A 16,155-nucleotide genomic window follows, 5' to 3' on the forward strand; every position below is an offset into this window, starting at 1 on the left:
ACTCCACACAATCAAAAAAGCAACATGGCCAGCATGTTGCTTTTTCTTATATTCTATTTTTAATGATGGCTAATACGTCTGCGACACTTTGGAGGTTGTCAATTTCTTCATCACTGATCTCAATTCCAAATTCATCCTCAATGGTTAGGATAAATTCCATCAAATCTACTGAATCAGCATCCAAATCATCCTTTAAACTCAAGTTTTCGGTTACGACAAAGTCTTCTCCTTGACGCTCTTGAATGATGGTTACGATACGGTCAAAAATTTGTTGAGCTGTCATATTATTCTCCTTATTCCTCTGAAAATTCACGCGCAGTTTGGGCAACTACATCTGTCTCGAGCATGGTACGAATCTGGCGTATTGTGCTATAGACAGCTTTGGCATCACTTGAACCATGAGTCTTAACTACTGGCGCCTTAACACCAAACAAGACCGCACCTCCAACATCTGAATAGTTGAGCTGTTTTTTCAAACCTCTGAGGTTATCCTTAAGAAGGAAAGCACCTAGCTTGGCTCTAAGACCGCCACCTACAATAGCATTTTTGAGCAAGCCCATGATACCCATAGCAGTCCCTTCAATAGCTTTGAGCACAGCGTTTCCCGTGAAACCATCTGTTACGACTACATCAGCAACACCATCCATCAAATCACGCGCTTCCACATTTCCGACGAAATTCAGACTCTCGTCAGCAGCTAATAGGTCATAGGCTTCCTTGCGGAGTGAATCTCCCTTGCTACTCTCTGTCCCGTTATTAAGCAAACCTACACGAGGTTTTTCAATACCACGAACATTTCTAGCATAGAAGGAACCTAAGATAGCGTATTGATGAAGGTGATGGGCGGTATTTTCTGCATTAGCACCAAGGTCAAGCATATCAAAGCCTTTTCCATCTATAGTTGGCAATGTTGACATCAATCCAGGTCGATCAATATTTTTGATACGACCAACGATGAAGAATCCCGCTGCCAACAAGGCACCTGTATTTCCTGCAGAAAGAACTGCATCTGCCTCTCCATCTTTGACAGCCTTAGCTGCCAATACCATGCTGGAATTTTTCTTCTTGCGAATGGCTTTTGTAGGCTCATCCTCTGAGTCGATTTTTTCATCAGTATGGATAATACTAACTCGCTCTGTAGCTGTTAGATATTGCTTGATTTTGCTTTCATCTCCATAAAGTTGGACTTCAATATCTGAAAAGTCAGCAAGGGCTTGATTAACTCCCTCTACAATAGCTTGTGGTGCGTAATCGCCACCCATTGCATCAACTGCGATTTTTTTCATTTGTCTTCCTCTTTCAGTAGTTGTCCCCAGTCGGCTAGGGAATCAATAAATTTCTTTGATTTCAGATGAATGCCGACATATTCCTCATAGATTTGGTCCATAAACTTGCGCAAGTCCTGCTTGATTTCGGCCTTAAGTGAGATAGTCTCCAAGGTCTCAAAATCAATGGCTTGAAATTGATTGAGCAGATAAGGAATATTGGGATTTAAATGACATCGTTTCTCATCTTCATGGTAATGATCGGGACAAAGACAACCCCCGTATTTGAAGGAGAAGTCAAAGGCTTGCCCCACACGATGACAAAAAGTGCACTCGTTAAAATTAAGGCTAATTCCGAAACGTGTCAATATTTGAATTTCAAAAATATTGGTCAAAACTTGATAATCCAGACCCTCTTCCATCAGCTCTAAAGTCTTTTGCAAAAAAGCAAATAGGGGAGCATCTTCTTGATTATCCTGCAAACTCGCATCTGCCAAGGCCGCAACGTAGGTCGCATAAGCCATAACAAAGAGGTCACTATTGATTTTCGGAAAAGTCTTCACCTCATGATAATCTTCTATATAACTAAGTCCATCGTCATTGACTTTTAGGAGAAAATGGGCCAAGACTAAAGGCTGAATAACCGGAGCTAGTTTGGATTGACCAGCATGCTTCACAAAAAACATGCGCTTGCCTGCCTGTTCTGTAAAGATTTTAACAAGCTTATCATCCTCTCGAAAGTTTCGGTTGTAAAGTACTAAACCCTGACTCGTAATCGATTGAATCATGCTTCTCTCATGTACTCCTCAAGTCGTTTCATAGCTTCTCTGATGGTTTCCATGCTAGCTGCATAAGATAGGCGAACATAGCCCTCTCCATACTGACCAAAGGCAGCACCAGGAATAAAAGCAACAGCCTTCTTCTGGGCAAAATCCTTCAGAAAAGCAAAAGAATCTTGATTATAGCCTGCCGGAATCTTAGCAAAGATATAAAAAGCACCGTCCGGCTTGATGATTTCAAACCCAAGCTTAGTCATCTTCTCAATAATGTAGTCCCGACGTTGGATATATTCCTTCTTCATGGATTCTGCATCGTTCTTACCAGCTGTCAATGCTTCCACCGCAGCATGTTGCGCCATGGTGTTTGCAGCAGTTACCAAATACTGATGACTCTTGATGAGTTGAGCTGTGAAGTTTGCTGGTGCAAAGATAAAACCTAAACGCCAACCTGTCATGGCATGGGATTTAGAAAGACCGTTAATGATAATTGCCTGATCTCTCAACATAGTCCCCAAAGATACATGATTTCCCCCTGTATAGGTCAATTCTGAGTAGACTTCATCACAGACTACGAAAATCTCATACTTACGTAAAACAGCTGCCAAGGCTTCTAATTGCTCGCGACTATAAGTAATTCCTGTAGGGTTAGCTGGATAGTTGAGAATAACTGCCTTGAGCTTGTCACCTTGCTCTAAAATCGCTTTTTCTAGCATTTCTGGAGTTAAGACAAAACCATTCTCAGTCGTATCAATCTCGACAATCTCTGCACCAACTAGATTAACTATTGGCTCATAGCCAGGATAAGCAGGAGCTGGCAAGAGAACCTTGTCTCCTTCCTCCAAAATAGCTGTCAGAGTAGCTGATAGAGCCTCTGTCGCACCAATTGTGACCAAAATTTCATTCTCTGGATTATAATCTAGCTGATATTTCTCTTTTACAAAATCACTCGCCGCCTGACGCAATGTCAACAAACCGCTCATCCCTGTATAGTAGGATTGATCTTGGTCAATGGCTCGCTTTGCAGCTTCCTTGACATGATCTGGCGTTGTAAAATCTGGTTCTCCCAAGGTCAATCGCAAGACACCAGGAATCTCTGAAATAGCCTGGTCAAATTGACGAATCAAGGAAACTTGTATCTTATCTAATTGTTTATTAAAGCGTTTGGTTAAATCCATATATATCCTCCTTGATCAAAGAACATATATCTATTATACTACAAAAGCTCTCTGACCGCAAAATTCCGTTAATTTACAACCTTATTCCTACTTTCTATTTTACTTTTCTGACAGATAAGATTATAATAAGGAGTATTTATTTTCGGAGGTTTTTATGTCATTTCTATCAAAAAATTGGGCAGGACTGTTAGCCTGTCTTATTATATCTATCATTTCTTGGGTTTTAGGAGGCTTTCTGCCTGTTGTGGGAGCACCTGTTTTCGCCATTTTTATCGGAATGATTCTCTACCCCTTTCTCACTCCCTATAAACAACTGGATGCTGGTTTGACTTATAGCTCCAAAAAATTGCTTCAGTATGCTGTTATCTTGCTTGGGTTTGGACTCAATATCTCACAAGTTTTCGCAGTTGGAAAATCTTCCCTTCCTGTCATCCTCTCAACTATTTCAATTGCTTTGATTATAGCTTTCTTTTTCCAACGCTTTTTTAACCTTGATACAAAGCTAGCTACTTTGGTTGGGGTAGGCTCTTCTATCTGTGGCGGTTCTGCCATTGCAGCGACTGCTCCTGTTATTCACGCCAAGGAAAAAGAAGTAGCCCAAGCCATTTCTGTTATCTTTTTCTTCAATGTCTTGGCAGCTCTTATCTTTCCAACTCTAGGTTCTTGGCTCCATCTTTCCAACGAAGGTTTTGCTCTCTTTGCGGGTACTGCAGTCAACGATACATCCTCTGTAACAGCCACAGCTAGCGCCTGGGATAGTCTTTACCAAAGCAATACTCTCGAATCTGCTACTATTGTCAAACTGACACGCACCCTGGCTATTATCCCTATTACTCTCTTCCTCTCCTACTGGCAGAGCCGTCAACAAGGAAACAACCAAGGAGTAAAGCTTAAAAAAATCTTCCCCGTTTTCATTCTCTACTTCATCCTAGCTTCTCTGCTAACTACTCTTCTCACATCTTTCGGTGTCAGCAATAGCTTCTTTTCACCTCTCAAACAACTCTCCAAATTCCTCATCATCATGGCTATGAGTGCTATTGGTCTCAAAACCAACCTCATTGCTATGATCAAATCCAGTGGAAAATCCATTCTTCTTGGAGCCCTTTGCTGGATTGCCATCATCCTGACTAGTCTTGGTATGCAAACACTCATCGGCATTTTCTAATACTCTTCGAAAATCTCTTCAAACCACGTCAACGTCGTCTTGCCGTACTCAAGTACAGCCTGCGGCTAGTTTCCTAGTTTGCTCTTTGATTTTCATTGAGTACAACATAAAAGGTAGCCCATCAGCTACCTTTTTATTGTTCAAGAATTAAACGTGTATGTTCTCTCTTAATACAACGGTTCATCACGATGTCATCGCATCCCCCAGCACGCAAGATTTCTTCTGCTTCCAAACTTTCAAGTCCTAGTTGTGCCCAGAAAATCTTAGCATCCGCCTTGAGAAAGTCTCGTGCTACATCAGGTAAAAATTCACTGCGACGATATACATTGACGATATCTACAGGGAAAGGAATTTCAGCTAGACTGGCATAAGCCTTTTCTCCCAAAATCTCGCTACCTGCAGCTTTAGGGTTAACTGGAATAATTTTATAGCCACGATCCTGCATTTCTTTAGTCACTCGATTGCTAGTGGTTTCCTCACGATCGGATAAGCCTACTACAGCTAGAGTTTTACTGGTTGCTAGATACTGACGGACCACTCCATCACTTGGATTGATAAATTCTTGAGTCATAGAAACCCTCCTTTTCATCAGTATAGCACATTTTGAAAAGGCTTGCAGAAATTTACTATAAAAATCAAAATCAAAAAATCCTCCCAAAATTAAACTATTTCATTTAATTTTAAGAGGATTCATATAGTTTTTTTAATTTTATTATCTTGTTGGTTTATACTGAAGTTCTTCACCATGTTGTTTGACAAAGTCAGTCATCTCTGAATCAGGAATTTGTCGAAGGTAAATATTTGTACGAATCGTATCATCTTCTTCAAGACAAGTTGACAGAACCATATATTTATCTTTTGGAGACACCTTAACATTTGGTTTCTTAACTTTTGCCTCGTCATAAATAGCTGTCAATTGCTTTTCAAAATCCGCGTCATCTTCAAAAGAAGTACGATAAAACGCTGTTGTTTCTGGAACTATAACCACTGCAATGGCTTCATAATAGTACTTTCTTTCCGGCGTTTCAATGACTACATAAGGATGTTTATCGAAATAATCTTGACTACTGAAGTAATTTACGTCTTTAAACATACGATGGTCAGGTACTTTACTTCCTCTAGCGTGACCAAATAACCATGTTAAACGATCACTAAAATCCTTCTTGTTATCAGCATCCATAAAGACTGCTCCCATTAGAGGTTGATGCACACCTTCAAACGTTTTATCTAGATAAGTTGCGTTATCCGTTGTTTGAACGACCGGTTCATCTAACTGTGTGCCAGGAATATATACATAACCAACCGTTTCAGAGTTTGTTGCGAGCAAGCCTTTAAATTTATTAGCGAGATATTCCTTTTCTTCTGCACTAACAGTATAGGTCTGCTTAGGAGCTTCCTGAGTAACTTTTACATCAGTAACATTATTTTGTTTATCTGGTTTTGGAGCTAGGAAGCTATTATAAACAAAGAAACCACCAAAAACAATGACAACGAATGTAAGAATGGAAGCTATTATTTTACCAATGGGTGATTTTTTTATCCTAGAATGTTCACTCATTATTTTCTCCCTCATTATTTACCAAAAAAATCACTGAAACCAAGTTTCAGTGATTGGTTACTTCATTAAACAAATGAATTATTTAACTGCACTTGTTTTAGGAAGAGCTTTTTGACCTGCAGCTGCTGGAGCTTTTTGACCTGCAGCTTTTTGGTCTGCAGCTTTTTGGTCTGCAGCTTTAGCAGCGTCACCTTTGTCAACTTTAAGGTGTTCACCTTTTTTAAGTTTGTTAGCGTCGCGAGTCCATTGTTCAGACTTAGTACCAAGGTCTTTGTCGTTGTACTCTTTAATTTGGTCAGGAGTTGCTGCTACATCGTTGTTGTCAACCCAAACACCTGATTCGTTTGACCAACGAGTTGCTCCAAGTCCATATGCTCCGTCTTCGGCAAATACTGGCGCTGCTGATGCGAATACAGCAAGTGCTGCTACTGATGATAATAAAACTTTTTTCATTGTTTTATCTCCTCTTTTTTTTAAAATTTATTTCATGAGGGATTACCTCACTAATCAGATTATATCACATATATTTAAGTTGTCAAGCTTTTTTAAAAATAAATTTATTTTTTTCTGGTAAAAAATAAGTAAAATTCATTCTAATTTAAAAAATCAAATAATATTCTTGAAACAATTGATACAAAAACATTTAAACTCCGAACAATACAGAATTCTGTGAGCGATAGGGTTCTGAATTTATAAGCGTTTTTTTATTTCCTCAACTGTAAATTTAAATAGTCTTCTCAATACTAAACAATGGAGAAAGAGGACGTTTTTCGTGGATACGGATGATTGCATCGCCTAAAAGATGAGCGATAGAGATTTGCTCAATCTTATCAATCAAACGTTCCTCTGGTAGGTAGATAGTATCCAAAACAACCAATTTTTTAATAGCTGATTTTTGGATGTTCTCCATAGCTGGCCCTGAAAGAACTGGGTGTGTACAGCTTGCGTAAACTTCAACAGCTCCAGCTTCAGCAAGTGCATCTGCCGCGTGACAAATGGTTCCGGCTGTATCAATCATATCGTCAATCAAGATACAAGTTTTACCTTCAACCTTACCAATGATGTTCATCACTTCACTAGTATTCATCTTGTCTACGCTACGACGTTTATCAATAATCGCAATCGGAGTTTTCAAGAATTCTGCTAATTTACGAGCACGAGTGACACCACCATGGTCTGGACTGACAACAACATAGTCAGAACCAACCATACCACGACGCTCAAAGTAATCCGCAATCAAAGGAGCACCCATCAAGTGATCAACAGGAATATCAAAGAATCCTTGAATCTGTGCAGCGTGCAAATCAATTGTCAACAAACGATCTACTCCAGCTACTTCAAGCATATTTGCCACGAGTTTTGCAGTGATTGGTTCACGCGCTCTAGCCTTTCTATCCTGACGCGCATAACCATAGTAAGGCATTACAACGTTGACGGATTCTGCACTGGCACGTTTCAAAGCATCAACCATAATCAAAATCTCTAGTAGATTGTCATTTACAGATGAGCTAGTTGATTGTAAGATAAAGACATGTTTCCCACGGATAGATTCTTCGATGTTAACTTGAATTTCTCCATCTGAAAATTGACGAACAGTCGATTTTCCCAACTCTATCCCAATCTCTTGCGCCACACGCTCTGCCAATTCTCTATTTGAAGAAAGGGCAAACAGCTTTAAATCAGAAAAAGACATGATTTCCTCCGGTATTTATGTATCACTTGTGTTTTTCACAACATTTTTCCATCTACCATTGTAGCGCTTTTTTCTCGATTTTTCAATAAAAAATAAGACAAGAGCAGACTTTTATACTCTTATCTTATGCTATCTTATATTAGTGATATCAAAGGAGAAACTTGTCAACCTTCTCATCCTACTTCATGCTACTCCAGAAACTTTTAATTAGAAAGTTAGTATATCTCCCTCATACTACCTGTATCCACATCGTAAACAGCTCCTGAAATAATAACATCATCTGGAATTAAGGGGCATTCTCGCAGCAATTTCATATCCTCTCGAACACTCTCATCGATGTCTTGAAACGGTAAAAAGTCCTGCCCAGATACATCAACTCCCAATTCACATTTTAGGTGCTCTTGAAAATCCTCGTTATTGAAGGTTTGAGCCCCGCAGTCTGTATGATGAAGAACCACAATTTCTCTTGTCCCCATTTGTTGTTGAGAAATTACAAGTGAACGAATCATATCCTCAGTCACTCGACCACCCGCATTCCGTAAAATATGGGCATCTCCCAGAGCTAACCCCAGAGCTGGCGCAACGTGTAGACGCGAATCCATACAAGTTACGATTGCAACCTTGGTCTTAGGTTTAATGGATAAATGCAAATCTCCATGTAGTTCTACATAAGCTTGATTGGCTTTTAAAAAATTTTCAAAATAGGACATGACAACTCACTTTCTAGTCTGCCAGATAATTTGAACACCAAATTATTTATCTCCTATCTTACCATCTTTTCTTTGTCTTGTCAGCTGTTAACTTTCATATAAAAAAACTGGGACAGAGACATCCAGCGTCTAGCTTGGGTTTCTGTCCTAGTTTTTTTATTATTATGAACCTTTTTGGATATACTTGTTAAGTGAGCCTGCAAAGCTTTGAAGATTGAGACTTTGTACATAGACCTCACCGCTACCTCGGAAGGTATTCACCACTCCTTCGCCTGTACCAATAGACTGCCAGAAACCATTTTCTAGGTGAATATCATAGTCCAAAGACTGGCTCCAAGCCACCACATGAGCATTATCAATCGTTACTTCTTGGTTTTGTAGTTCAATTTTTTTAATCGAACCAAAAGCATTGGCCAAAAGAGTTCCTTGACCTTGAGTAGTCATCACAAAGAGACCGCCTTGCCCTCCGAACAGAGCTTTCCCAATAGACTGGCGCTCCATTGTATAGAAAGCTGTACCATCAAGAGCTAGAAAGGCTCCATCATTCAATCGATATTGCTTTTCACCTATCTCAAGAGCAATCACTTGACCAGGAGTATCTGGTGCTAAAGCAAGATTCCCGTTGTCAGACTCAGCAACAGCTTGAGTGATAAAGGTACTTTCACCAGAAACCATTGAACGCCCTACAGCTTTGACAAAACGTCCCAAACCAGATCCGCTAGCATTGAGCTGGGTATTGAGACTTACATTGGGTGTATGGTAGACCATGCTTCCACGCTGGATAAAGACTGTTTCTCCTTGGTTGAGCGACAACTCTACCAAAGGAAATTGCATTTGACTGTCCATAGAAAATTTCATCAGAAATTCCTCCTTGTTTTAATAATTGTTAGCAATAAAATAATTAGTCATCTAAAACTGACCATAACTATTAAGAGAACACCTTTTTCAAGACTTCCTGAATAGTCGTCACCCCAATCACCTGAATTTCCTTAGGTGGCTTGATTCCAGTTAAAGAATTCTTTGGTACATAGATTTTTGTAAATCCAAGCTTAGCAGCTTCGTTGATTCGTTGTTCGATACGATTCACACGCCGAATCTCTCCAGTCAAGCCCAACTCTCCCACAAAACATTCCTGAGGGTTGGTTGGTTTATCCTTGTAACTTGATGCAATAGCAACTGCTACCGCAAGGTCAATGGCAGGCTCATCCAATTTGACGCCACCTGCAGATTTGAGGTAGGCATCCTGATTTTGGAGGAGCAAACCTGCCCGTTTCTCCAAAACAGCCATAATCAAGCTAACACGATTGAAATCAAGACCAGTTGTAGTTCGCTTGGCATTCCCAAACATAGTCGGTGTCACCAAGGCCTGCACCTCCGCCAAAATCGGACGTGTCCCTTCCATAGTCACAACGATTGACGAACCAGTTGCCCCATCCAAACGTTCTTCTAGAAAGACCTCGCTTGGATTGAGTACCTCTACTAGCCCACCTGACTGCATCTCAAAGATTCCAATCTCATTAGTCGAGCCAAAACGATTTTTGACTGCTCTTAAGATACGGAAGGTATGGTGGCGTTCCCCTTCAAAGTAAAGCACGGTATCTACCATATGCTCCAGCATACGAGGACCAGCCAAGGTTCCTTCCTTGGTTACATGACCGACGATAAAGATGGCAATGTTATTAGTCTTGGCCAGCTGCATGAGTTCAGCTGTCACCTCACGTACTTGGGAAACCGAGCCTTGTACCCCTGAAATTTCAGGAGACATAATGGTCTGAATCGAATCGATGATAAGGAAATCCGGCTGGATACGTTCGACTTCTGCACGAACGCTCTGCATATTGGTCTCGGCATAGAGATAAAACTCACTATCAATATCCCCCAAGCGCTCTGCACGAAGTTTGATCTGTTGAGCAGACTCCTCCCCACTGACATAGAGAACTGTTCCTACTTGAGACAACTGGGTTGATACTTGTAAGAGAAGGGTTGATTTCCCAATCCCTGGATCCCCACCAATGAGGACAAGACTTCCTGGCACCACACCTCCACCAAGCACTCGGTTAAACTCCTCCATCTCAGTCTTAGTTCGATTGACATTAATAGAAGTTACTTCAGCCAATTTCATAGGCTTGGTTTTCTCACCTGTCAAGGAGACACGCGCATTTTTGACTTCTGCGACCTCAACTTCTTCTACAAAAGAAGACCAGGCTCCACAGTTTGGACAACGTCCTAAATACTTAGGTGAATTATATTCACAATTTTGACACACAAATGTCGCTTTTTTCTTTGCTATAATTCTAATCCTCTCATTTTAAAATCTCTTATTAATTTTTATATTAATGACTATTTCTTTTCAAAACAGTAAGCCCGCCATCATCCGCATGGACATAATACTGACCATCAGGGCTAAATCCAAAAATATAGGGTAAATAACCTTTATAGATTTGACTTCTATCTTCCTTATCTTTTTCCCAATAAATGGTTAAAATCGGATAATCTTCAGATTGGTCTTTATCCATTGTCACTCTGATGTCTTTGCCATTATCCAGAGGGAGATATCCACCGTATTGACCAGCGATAGGGATAGGTGAATCATATCCCTCACACATGGCTACTAACTCTACCTCATCGTAATCTCCGTCTATCGGTGTTACTTGCCCATTTTCGCTATCAATGATTGACATGTAGTCTGAAGAAATACACAGAATTTTATGATAGGCATCAGGGAGAAATGCTAGGTAAAGAAACCCTCCAATACTAATCTCAAAAATCTTCTTATACCCTCGACAATTCTCGGCGCTAAAAGCCTGAAAATCCTTATAACTCATTTCATTGTGCTTCTTTCTATATCTCTATCTCACACTCAATCACTTGGCAAAAATCAATCTTCTCATTTGGCACAAACTGGCGCATGAGCATTCGATGAGTGACAACAACGACTGTCTGATAGTCTCGATACTTGCGCATAGATTTTAGAAACCGAGACCTCATTTCCTCAGCTGTCTCATATTGAATAGGACTATTAGGAGGTAAGGAGCCATTATTTTCTAGAAATAGAGTACGAGCTTTTTCAAAATTCTCTACGCCACTTTCATAGACTTGCCATTCATGCAATAATGGCTCCACTCTCAAAGGAAATCCAATAGCACTAGCAAGATAAGAAGCCGTTTCTAAAGCTCGTGTCACTGAAGAAGCTACTAGCAGATCAGCTGATTGGAACAAGGGATTTTGGCAAAGGTCCTGAGCCTGTTTCCTTCCCTTCTCAGATAAGGGAGCTAGATCCATTCCAAATCCGGAATAAGCATGCTCCTCTAACACACGATAATCTGGCTCCCCGTGACGTACAAAAATAATCTTCATCTTAGTGCCCAGTCGATCCAAATCCACCAGTACGAACTCCGTCTGCCTCATCTCCATCTGCAATTAAAAATGGAGCAAAGACAGCCTGAACTACACGTTCTCCAACTTCAAGAACAACTTCCTGATCGGTAATATTTTTCATCTGAGCAAAGATATGGCCTTCATTTCCCGGATTTCCATAATAATCCCCATCAATAACGCCAACAGAGTTGATCAAGACCAAGCCCTTCTTACGAGGATTTGATGAACGGTCATAGAGATAGAGCACTTCAGTCGGCTGCATATAAGCCTTAACACCCGTTGGGACGAGAACAATCTCTCCTGGAGCGAGAACCGTACGCACCGCAACCTTTAAGTCGTACCCAGCTGCATGCGCTGTCTCACGCTTTGGTAGCAAATTTTCATCTGTAAAGCTAGAAACTAATTCAAAACCACGAATTTTCATATTATTCCTCTTTTTAATCTTTTATTCTAGGCTATTTTATCTTATTTATTCGAAAAAAGCACGAAAAAAGAGCACACAATTCACACTCGCTTAGGGCTGCTGGATTCCTCCCCTGACCCGCTTCACGCAGAACTGTTGCTCCACTAGTTATTATACCACATTCCCTTCTGTTTTTAAAGAGAAATTATTTTTTACGTCGATTTCGGAAAAAGTCCTGCATAATCCCTGCACAATCACTCTCTAAAATGCCTGTTTCAACAACCACACGGTGATTGAGCCGCTCATCCGTCAAAATATCATACAAACTTCCAGCAGCGCCAAATTTCTGGTTTTTAGCCCCGTAGACCACGTTTGGAATCCGTGCGAGACCAATTGCCCCACTACACATAACACAAGGCTCAATGGTCACAAAAAGCGTACAATCGAGCAAACGCCAACTCTCTTCGCTCAAATTAGCATCCTCTATAGCCATAATTTCCGCATGCATGACTGCCCGTTGCAACTCCTCTCGCGCATTGTGTCCTCTCCCAATGACTTTTCCATCCTTGACAATTACACAACCAATCGGGATTTCATCATGCTCTAAAGCAATCTCTGCCTCTTTTAAGGCCTCTCTCATAAAAGCTTCTTTTTCTTCAAGCGTGTAATTCATCTCTTCTCTCTTCCTAGCTATCAATTCTATCATTATAGCATGTTTTCCTAGACAAAAAAAGAGCTCTATAATATTTGCAGAAACCAACTTTAGATAGTATTCAATCTCTGGTTTGTAGAAATAATGTTATAAAAAGAGTATAATGGTAGCAAAATTTAGAGAAACACTAGAAATCATGAACTGAGAGTAATGGAGACAACTGATACAGAATGTCCAGATCTGTCGGAAGATTTTTAACTATAAGTCTCCAAGAGATGATTATCCTGAGATTTAAATAATAAACAAGATGAAAGGGTAACTAATGCAATTAGAATTTTTACAGGATGAACCAAAACTTACCTTGATGTTTCCATATAAAGATACATTTAATAGAGTAGGGGGACCATCCATGATATCTATATCTGTTATGATTCTCTGGATTCTAAAGCGTCTGATGACTTACAATACTGATTTTGCAGACAAAATTGTTATGGCAGTAGCGCTGATTTATGCTCCCCTCCTTATATGGTTTATGGGGTATTATCTCTTCATAAATGGAGTAAAATTAGAAATTTATAAAAACAATATTGTTCAGTATTATACCTATAGCAGTAGAGGCCACAGCCTATTACATTATCAATTTGGACTTCAAGATATCGAACAAATAACCATTATAAAGCGTCCTTTTAATTGCGTAAAGTTAAGCATAAAAATTAGAAATCCTATTTTTTTAGAAGGACATGAAAAAAAACTAAATAAGCTAGTCAGAGTCAGTATCATCACAGGCAAACTAAAAGCAGATGCTTTTATGCACGAAATGAAGCAATTTCAAAGTGATAAATCAGATAATCAAGTAAGCTGATTCAGAAAAAATTCAAGTTTGTCTAACTTACAAATTCTCAAGAAAATAGTTCACTGAAGAGGCTGGGATCAGAAATCCCAACCTCATTTTTTCTTAGTTATGCGCCTTTGATGTGATGGCAAATTGAACGATTTGTTGGTATTTGAGAATTCAAAAAGTTTTTTTACCAAAACTTCTTTTCTCAATTCACAACTTTAACAAATTTACCCAAATGTTGAAACCTCACAGATCTGGGTGTACCAAATCGAGAGTTGGTCTAAAGATTTCTGTCTCACTGTTTTTTTCTTTGTCTTAAAAGTAAAGAAGCCACCTAAATATGACTTAAAAGCTGACAAAAAAAGCCACCGAATGCGGTGACTTTATAGGGAGATTATTATGAAAAAGAAAAGTTTAGGAAATTTGTTACAACAAGTTAGGAGGTCTTCTTGTAACTGTCTATAGTATATCCGACCTGTCTTAAACAAATCTTAAAAAATCTCCTATGACCAAACACTTTCTAAAATATTTGTTTGTTCACGACCAGGACCTACTGAGAATGTTGAAATACGCACACCCACCAATTCGCTAACACGACGTACATAGTTACGTGCATTCTCAGGAAGATCTTCCAAAGTACGTACTCCAGTAATATCTTCATGCCAACCTGGCAATTCTTCATAGATTGGCTTGCAACGTTTCAATTGTTCGAGACTAGCTGGGTAGTAATCAATACGTTGACCATCAAGATCATAAGCTACACAGATTTTTACTGTATCCAAGCCACTCAAAACATCGATAGAGTTCAAAGAGAGATTTGTGATACCAGAAACACGACGGCTATGACGCATAACAACTGAGTCAAACCAGCCCACACGACGTGGACGACCAGTAGTTGTTCCATACTCATGACCTACTTCACGAATGCGTTCTCCCACTTCATCAAACAACTCAGTTGGGAAAGGACCATCTCCTACACGACTTGTATAGGCCTTACAAACACCTACAACCTTGTCAATCTTGCTTGGACCTACTCCAGAACCAATTGTCACACCACCAGCCACAGGGTTTGATGAAGTAACAAATGGATAAGTACCTTGGTCAATATCTAACATGACGCCTTGAGCTCCTTCAAAGAGAACACGTTTGCCATTATCAAGTGCATCATTCAAGATAACAGAAGTATCTGTTACATATTGCTTGATTTGTTGACCATATTCATAATATTCTTCAAAAATATCATCAAATGAAATAGGTTCGCTATCATACAATTTTACAAATTGACGATTTTTCTCAGCAAGATTGCGTTCTAAACGTTCACGGAAAATCTCTTTATCCAAAAGATCTGCGATACGGATTCCAACACGAGCTGCCTTGTCCATATAGGCTGGACCAATTCCTTTAATTGTAGTCCCAATCTTGTTATCACCCTTAGCTTCTTCTTGAAGACGGTCTAATTCAATGTGATAAGGCAAGATAACATGCGCACGATCAGAAATTCGAAGATTATCTGTTGTAACACCTTCTTCATGCAGATAAGACAATTCTTTCACAAGAGATTTAGGGTTTACAACCATCCCATTGCCAATTACAGAAATTTTTTCTGGGAAGAAAATACCTGAAGGGATCAAGTGCAATTTAAATTTCTTTCCATCAATAACAATTGTGTGACCTGCATTGTCACCACCTTGGTAACGAGCAATCACTTCCGCATTAGCTGAAAGAAAATCTGTAATTTTCCCTTTACCTTCATCACCCCATTGGGTACCTACAACAACTACTGAAGTCATAATAAAATTTCGTCTGAGCCAAAAGGCTCGTCCTTTCTCATATACGTGGCGGGACTCTCACCCACAATTATATCTTACAATTTATTATAAGAAAAAAACCCCATTTTATCAAGAATTAACACTAGAAAAGATTAGGGAATTCTTTAACTTTTGATTTTTAAAAATACAAAAAATTAGCATAATCTAAATATTTTTTATAAATTAATTATTATTGTTCGTAATAAATGAAATTAAATTTGATTAAAATGAATAATTTAAATTTTGCCCTAATAGATAATTAAGATAGATCCGGTATGCTGCTCTAAAATGACATAGAAGAAAATCCTTCTCATCTTTTATCCTAAACCGAACCAAGTAATAGAGTAGAAATTTTAAATGAAGCGTCTCCCAATCATCACTAGATTGAACTAAAAATGAATATTCTTTTTCAACCTGTTTTAGAAAAAGAAAACAATAATCATAATACTTTTGGAGCATATAAAAAACCTTTCTTATTGATAAAATAAGTTTATCAGAAAGGTTAACTAAAAAGAAAGATATCTCTGTAAAGTTAAAATTTTAAGCTAAACGAACTTAAAACAAAAAAAATAAGTAAAAACAGATCAGAAAAATGATACAAAAATATTAAATTTATATAAACAAAATAAAAAACGTTCCTTAGAACGTTTACTACTCCGCCAGTAGGACTCGAACCTACGACATCATGATTAACAGTCATGCGCTACTACCAACTGAGCTATGGCGGATAA

Annotated in this window: 19 protein-coding genes, 1 tRNA gene and 1 other RNA gene; 2 read left to right on the forward strand and 19 right to left on the reverse strand. The window is 39.1% G+C overall.

The annotated features are described in order from the left end of the window. Positions 1-46 precede the first annotated feature (46 nt). The 4 genes from NMM19_RS07085 to NMM19_RS07100 are packed head-to-tail and all read right to left on the reverse strand — an operon-like array spanning position 47 to position 3,219. Positions 47-283 (reverse strand): acyl carrier protein, encoded by a 237-nt coding sequence (locus tag NMM19_RS07085; protein ID WP_178894401.1) that lies wholly within the window; start codon positions 281-283, stop codon positions 47-49. Positions 284-293: 10 nt separating this feature from the next. Continuing rightward, the gene (gene plsX / locus NMM19_RS07090) at positions 294-1,286 is read right to left on the reverse strand and encodes a phosphate acyltransferase PlsX (RefSeq protein WP_178894400.1); all 993 of its coding nucleotides are present in this window, start codon (positions 1,284-1,286) and stop codon (positions 294-296) included. Continuing rightward, positions 1,283-2,053 (reverse strand): DNA repair protein RecO, encoded by a 771-nt coding sequence (recO, locus tag NMM19_RS07095; RefSeq protein ID WP_006150509.1) that lies wholly within the window; start codon positions 2,051-2,053, stop codon positions 1,283-1,285. Before recO ends, plsX begins: the two co-directional genes overlap by 4 nt. Further along, positions 2,050-3,219, reverse strand: coding sequence for a pyridoxal phosphate-dependent aminotransferase (locus NMM19_RS07100; RefSeq protein WP_178894399.1), 1,170 nt, complete (start codon positions 3,217-3,219; stop codon positions 2,050-2,052). Before NMM19_RS07100 ends, recO begins: the two co-directional genes overlap by 4 nt. Positions 3,220-3,373: 154 nt before the next feature. On the opposite strand from NMM19_RS07100, the gene NMM19_RS07105 reads away from it, so the two are divergent. After that, a complete protein-coding gene (locus NMM19_RS07105; RefSeq protein WP_178894398.1) occupies positions 3,374-4,384 on the forward strand; it encodes a YeiH family protein in 1,011 nt (336 codons plus the stop codon). Between the two features lie 133 nt (positions 4,385-4,517). Here NMM19_RS07105 and NMM19_RS07110 read toward each other — a convergent pair whose 3' ends face one another. The 12 genes from NMM19_RS07110 to tadA form a co-directional block, all read right to left on the reverse strand. Beyond that, positions 4,518-4,955, reverse strand: coding sequence for a CoA-binding protein (locus tag NMM19_RS07110; protein ID WP_178894397.1), 438 nt, complete (start codon positions 4,953-4,955; stop codon positions 4,518-4,520). Between the two features lie 141 nt (positions 4,956-5,096). After that, positions 5,097-5,942 carry a class B sortase, LPKTxAVK-specific gene (srtB, locus tag NMM19_RS07115; protein WP_178894396.1) on the reverse strand — a complete coding sequence of 282 codons (846 nt, stop codon included), beginning with the start codon at positions 5,940-5,942 and terminating at the stop codon, positions 5,097-5,099. 78 nt (positions 5,943-6,020) lie between these two features. Then, positions 6,021-6,395: an LPKTxAVK-anchored surface protein gene (locus NMM19_RS07120; protein WP_178894395.1), complete on the reverse strand. Its 375-nt coding sequence runs from the start codon at positions 6,393-6,395 to the stop codon at positions 6,021-6,023. A gap of 271 nt (positions 6,396-6,666) precedes the next feature. Continuing rightward, the gene (locus tag NMM19_RS07125; RefSeq protein ID WP_254730709.1) at positions 6,667-7,635 is read right to left on the reverse strand and encodes a ribose-phosphate diphosphokinase; all 969 of its coding nucleotides are present in this window, start codon (positions 7,633-7,635) and stop codon (positions 6,667-6,669) included. Between the two features lie 215 nt (positions 7,636-7,850). Next, positions 7,851-8,345: a carbonic anhydrase gene (locus NMM19_RS07130; protein WP_004250355.1), complete on the reverse strand. Its 495-nt coding sequence runs from the start codon at positions 8,343-8,345 to the stop codon at positions 7,851-7,853. A gap of 162 nt (positions 8,346-8,507) precedes the next feature. Next, positions 8,508-9,203 carry a TIGR00266 family protein gene (locus tag NMM19_RS07135; protein WP_178894393.1) on the reverse strand — a complete coding sequence of 232 codons (696 nt, stop codon included), beginning with the start codon at positions 9,201-9,203 and terminating at the stop codon, positions 8,508-8,510. Between the two features lie 70 nt (positions 9,204-9,273). Beyond that, entirely contained in the window at positions 9,274-10,638 is a 1,365-nt protein-coding gene (radA, locus tag NMM19_RS07140) for a DNA repair protein RadA (protein ID WP_178895638.1), read from the reverse strand. Positions 10,639-10,678: 40 nt separating this feature from the next. Next, positions 10,679-11,170 (reverse strand): hypothetical protein, encoded by a 492-nt coding sequence (locus NMM19_RS07145; RefSeq protein ID WP_178894392.1) that lies wholly within the window; start codon positions 11,168-11,170, stop codon positions 10,679-10,681. A 16-nt stretch (positions 11,171-11,186) separates the two neighbouring features. After that, a complete protein-coding gene (locus NMM19_RS07150; RefSeq protein WP_178894391.1) occupies positions 11,187-11,753 on the reverse strand; it encodes a histidine phosphatase family protein in 567 nt (188 codons plus the stop codon). Beyond that, entirely contained in the window at positions 11,704-12,147 is a 444-nt protein-coding gene (locus NMM19_RS07155; RefSeq protein WP_006149117.1) for a dUTP diphosphatase, read from the reverse strand. The genes NMM19_RS07150 and NMM19_RS07155 overlap by 50 nt, the downstream gene beginning before the upstream one ends. A gap of 53 nt (positions 12,148-12,200) precedes the next feature. Then, positions 12,201-12,299, reverse strand: an RNA gene (gene ffs, locus NMM19_RS07160) — signal recognition particle sRNA small type. Between the two features lie 32 nt (positions 12,300-12,331). After that, complete coding sequence (gene tadA / locus NMM19_RS07165; protein ID WP_178894390.1) at positions 12,332-12,799, reverse strand: tRNA adenosine(34) deaminase TadA; 468 nt, start codon at positions 12,797-12,799, stop codon at positions 12,332-12,334. A gap of 301 nt (positions 12,800-13,100) precedes the next feature. On the opposite strand from tadA, the gene NMM19_RS07170 reads away from it, so the two are divergent. Next, positions 13,101-13,640 (forward strand): hypothetical protein, encoded by a 540-nt coding sequence (locus NMM19_RS07170; RefSeq protein ID WP_178894389.1) that lies wholly within the window; start codon positions 13,101-13,103, stop codon positions 13,638-13,640. A 479-nt stretch (positions 13,641-14,119) separates the two neighbouring features. Here the strand turns inward: NMM19_RS07170 and NMM19_RS07175 are convergent, their stop codons facing one another. From NMM19_RS07175 to NMM19_RS07185, 3 genes are all read right to left on the reverse strand, one after another. Then, on the reverse strand, positions 14,120-15,406 hold the full coding sequence (locus tag NMM19_RS07175; RefSeq protein WP_178894388.1) for an adenylosuccinate synthase: 1,287 nt from the start codon (positions 15,404-15,406) through the stop codon (positions 14,120-14,122). A gap of 240 nt (positions 15,407-15,646) precedes the next feature. Continuing rightward, the gene (comW, locus tag NMM19_RS07180; RefSeq protein ID WP_220428599.1) at positions 15,647-15,883 is read right to left on the reverse strand and encodes a sigma(X)-activator ComW; all 237 of its coding nucleotides are present in this window, start codon (positions 15,881-15,883) and stop codon (positions 15,647-15,649) included. A gap of 195 nt (positions 15,884-16,078) precedes the next feature. After that, positions 16,079-16,152, reverse strand: a tRNA-Asn gene (locus NMM19_RS07185). Positions 16,153-16,155 lie beyond the last annotated feature (3 nt).

The organism is Streptococcus sp. CF8_St5-17 (genome assembly GCF_024295665.1).
In the GTDB taxonomy this organism is placed as follows: domain Bacteria; phylum Bacillota; class Bacilli; order Lactobacillales; family Streptococcaceae; genus Streptococcus.

What these genes read in the sequence shown, in the direction of transcription:
- NMM19_RS07085 (WP_178894401.1), bottom strand. Translation starts at nt 283, where the DNA reads ATGACAGCTCAACAAATTTTTGACCGTATCGTAACCATCATTCAAGAG.
- NMM19_RS07110 (WP_178894397.1), bottom strand. Translation starts at nt 4,955, where the DNA reads ATGACTCAAGAATTTATCAATCCAAGTGATGGAGTGGTCCGTCAGTAT.
- srtB (WP_178894396.1), bottom strand. Translation starts at nt 5,942, where the DNA reads ATGAGTGAACATTCTAGGATAAAAAAATCACCCATTGGTAAAATAATA.
- comW (WP_220428599.1), bottom strand. Translation starts at nt 15,883, where the DNA reads ATGCTCCAAAAGTATTATGATTATTGTTTTCTTTTTCTAAAACAGGTT.
- recO (WP_006150509.1), bottom strand. Translation starts at nt 2,053, where the DNA reads ATGATTCAATCGATTACGAGTCAGGGTTTAGTACTTTACAACCGAAAC.
- tadA (WP_178894390.1), bottom strand. Translation starts at nt 12,799, where the DNA reads ATGAATTACACGCTTGAAGAAAAAGAAGCTTTTATGAGAGAGGCCTTA.
- NMM19_RS07120 (WP_178894395.1), bottom strand. Translation starts at nt 6,395, where the DNA reads ATGAAAAAAGTTTTATTATCATCAGTAGCAGCACTTGCTGTATTCGCA.
- NMM19_RS07150 (WP_178894391.1), bottom strand. Translation starts at nt 11,753, where the DNA reads ATGAGGCAGACGGAGTTCGTACTGGTGGATTTGGATCGACTGGGCACT.
- NMM19_RS07175 (WP_178894388.1), bottom strand. Translation starts at nt 15,406, where the DNA reads ATGACTTCAGTAGTTGTTGTAGGTACCCAATGGGGTGATGAAGGTAAA.
- NMM19_RS07105 (WP_178894398.1), top strand. Translation starts at nt 3,374, where the DNA reads ATGTCATTTCTATCAAAAAATTGGGCAGGACTGTTAGCCTGTCTTATT.
- NMM19_RS07155 (WP_006149117.1), bottom strand. Translation starts at nt 12,147, where the DNA reads ATGAAAATTCGTGGTTTTGAATTAGTTTCTAGCTTTACAGATGAAAAT.
- plsX (WP_178894400.1), bottom strand. Translation starts at nt 1,286, where the DNA reads ATGAAAAAAATCGCAGTTGATGCAATGGGTGGCGATTACGCACCACAA.
- NMM19_RS07145 (WP_178894392.1), bottom strand. Translation starts at nt 11,170, where the DNA reads ATGAGTTATAAGGATTTTCAGGCTTTTAGCGCCGAGAATTGTCGAGGG.
- NMM19_RS07100 (WP_178894399.1), bottom strand. Translation starts at nt 3,219, where the DNA reads ATGGATTTAACCAAACGCTTTAATAAACAATTAGATAAGATACAAGTT.
- NMM19_RS07135 (WP_178894393.1), bottom strand. Translation starts at nt 9,203, where the DNA reads ATGAAATTTTCTATGGACAGTCAAATGCAATTTCCTTTGGTAGAGTTG.
- NMM19_RS07130 (WP_004250355.1), bottom strand. Translation starts at nt 8,345, where the DNA reads ATGTCCTATTTTGAAAATTTTTTAAAAGCCAATCAAGCTTATGTAGAA.
- NMM19_RS07170 (WP_178894389.1), top strand. Translation starts at nt 13,101, where the DNA reads ATGCAATTAGAATTTTTACAGGATGAACCAAAACTTACCTTGATGTTT.
- NMM19_RS07125 (WP_254730709.1), bottom strand. Translation starts at nt 7,635, where the DNA reads ATGTCTTTTTCTGATTTAAAGCTGTTTGCCCTTTCTTCAAATAGAGAA.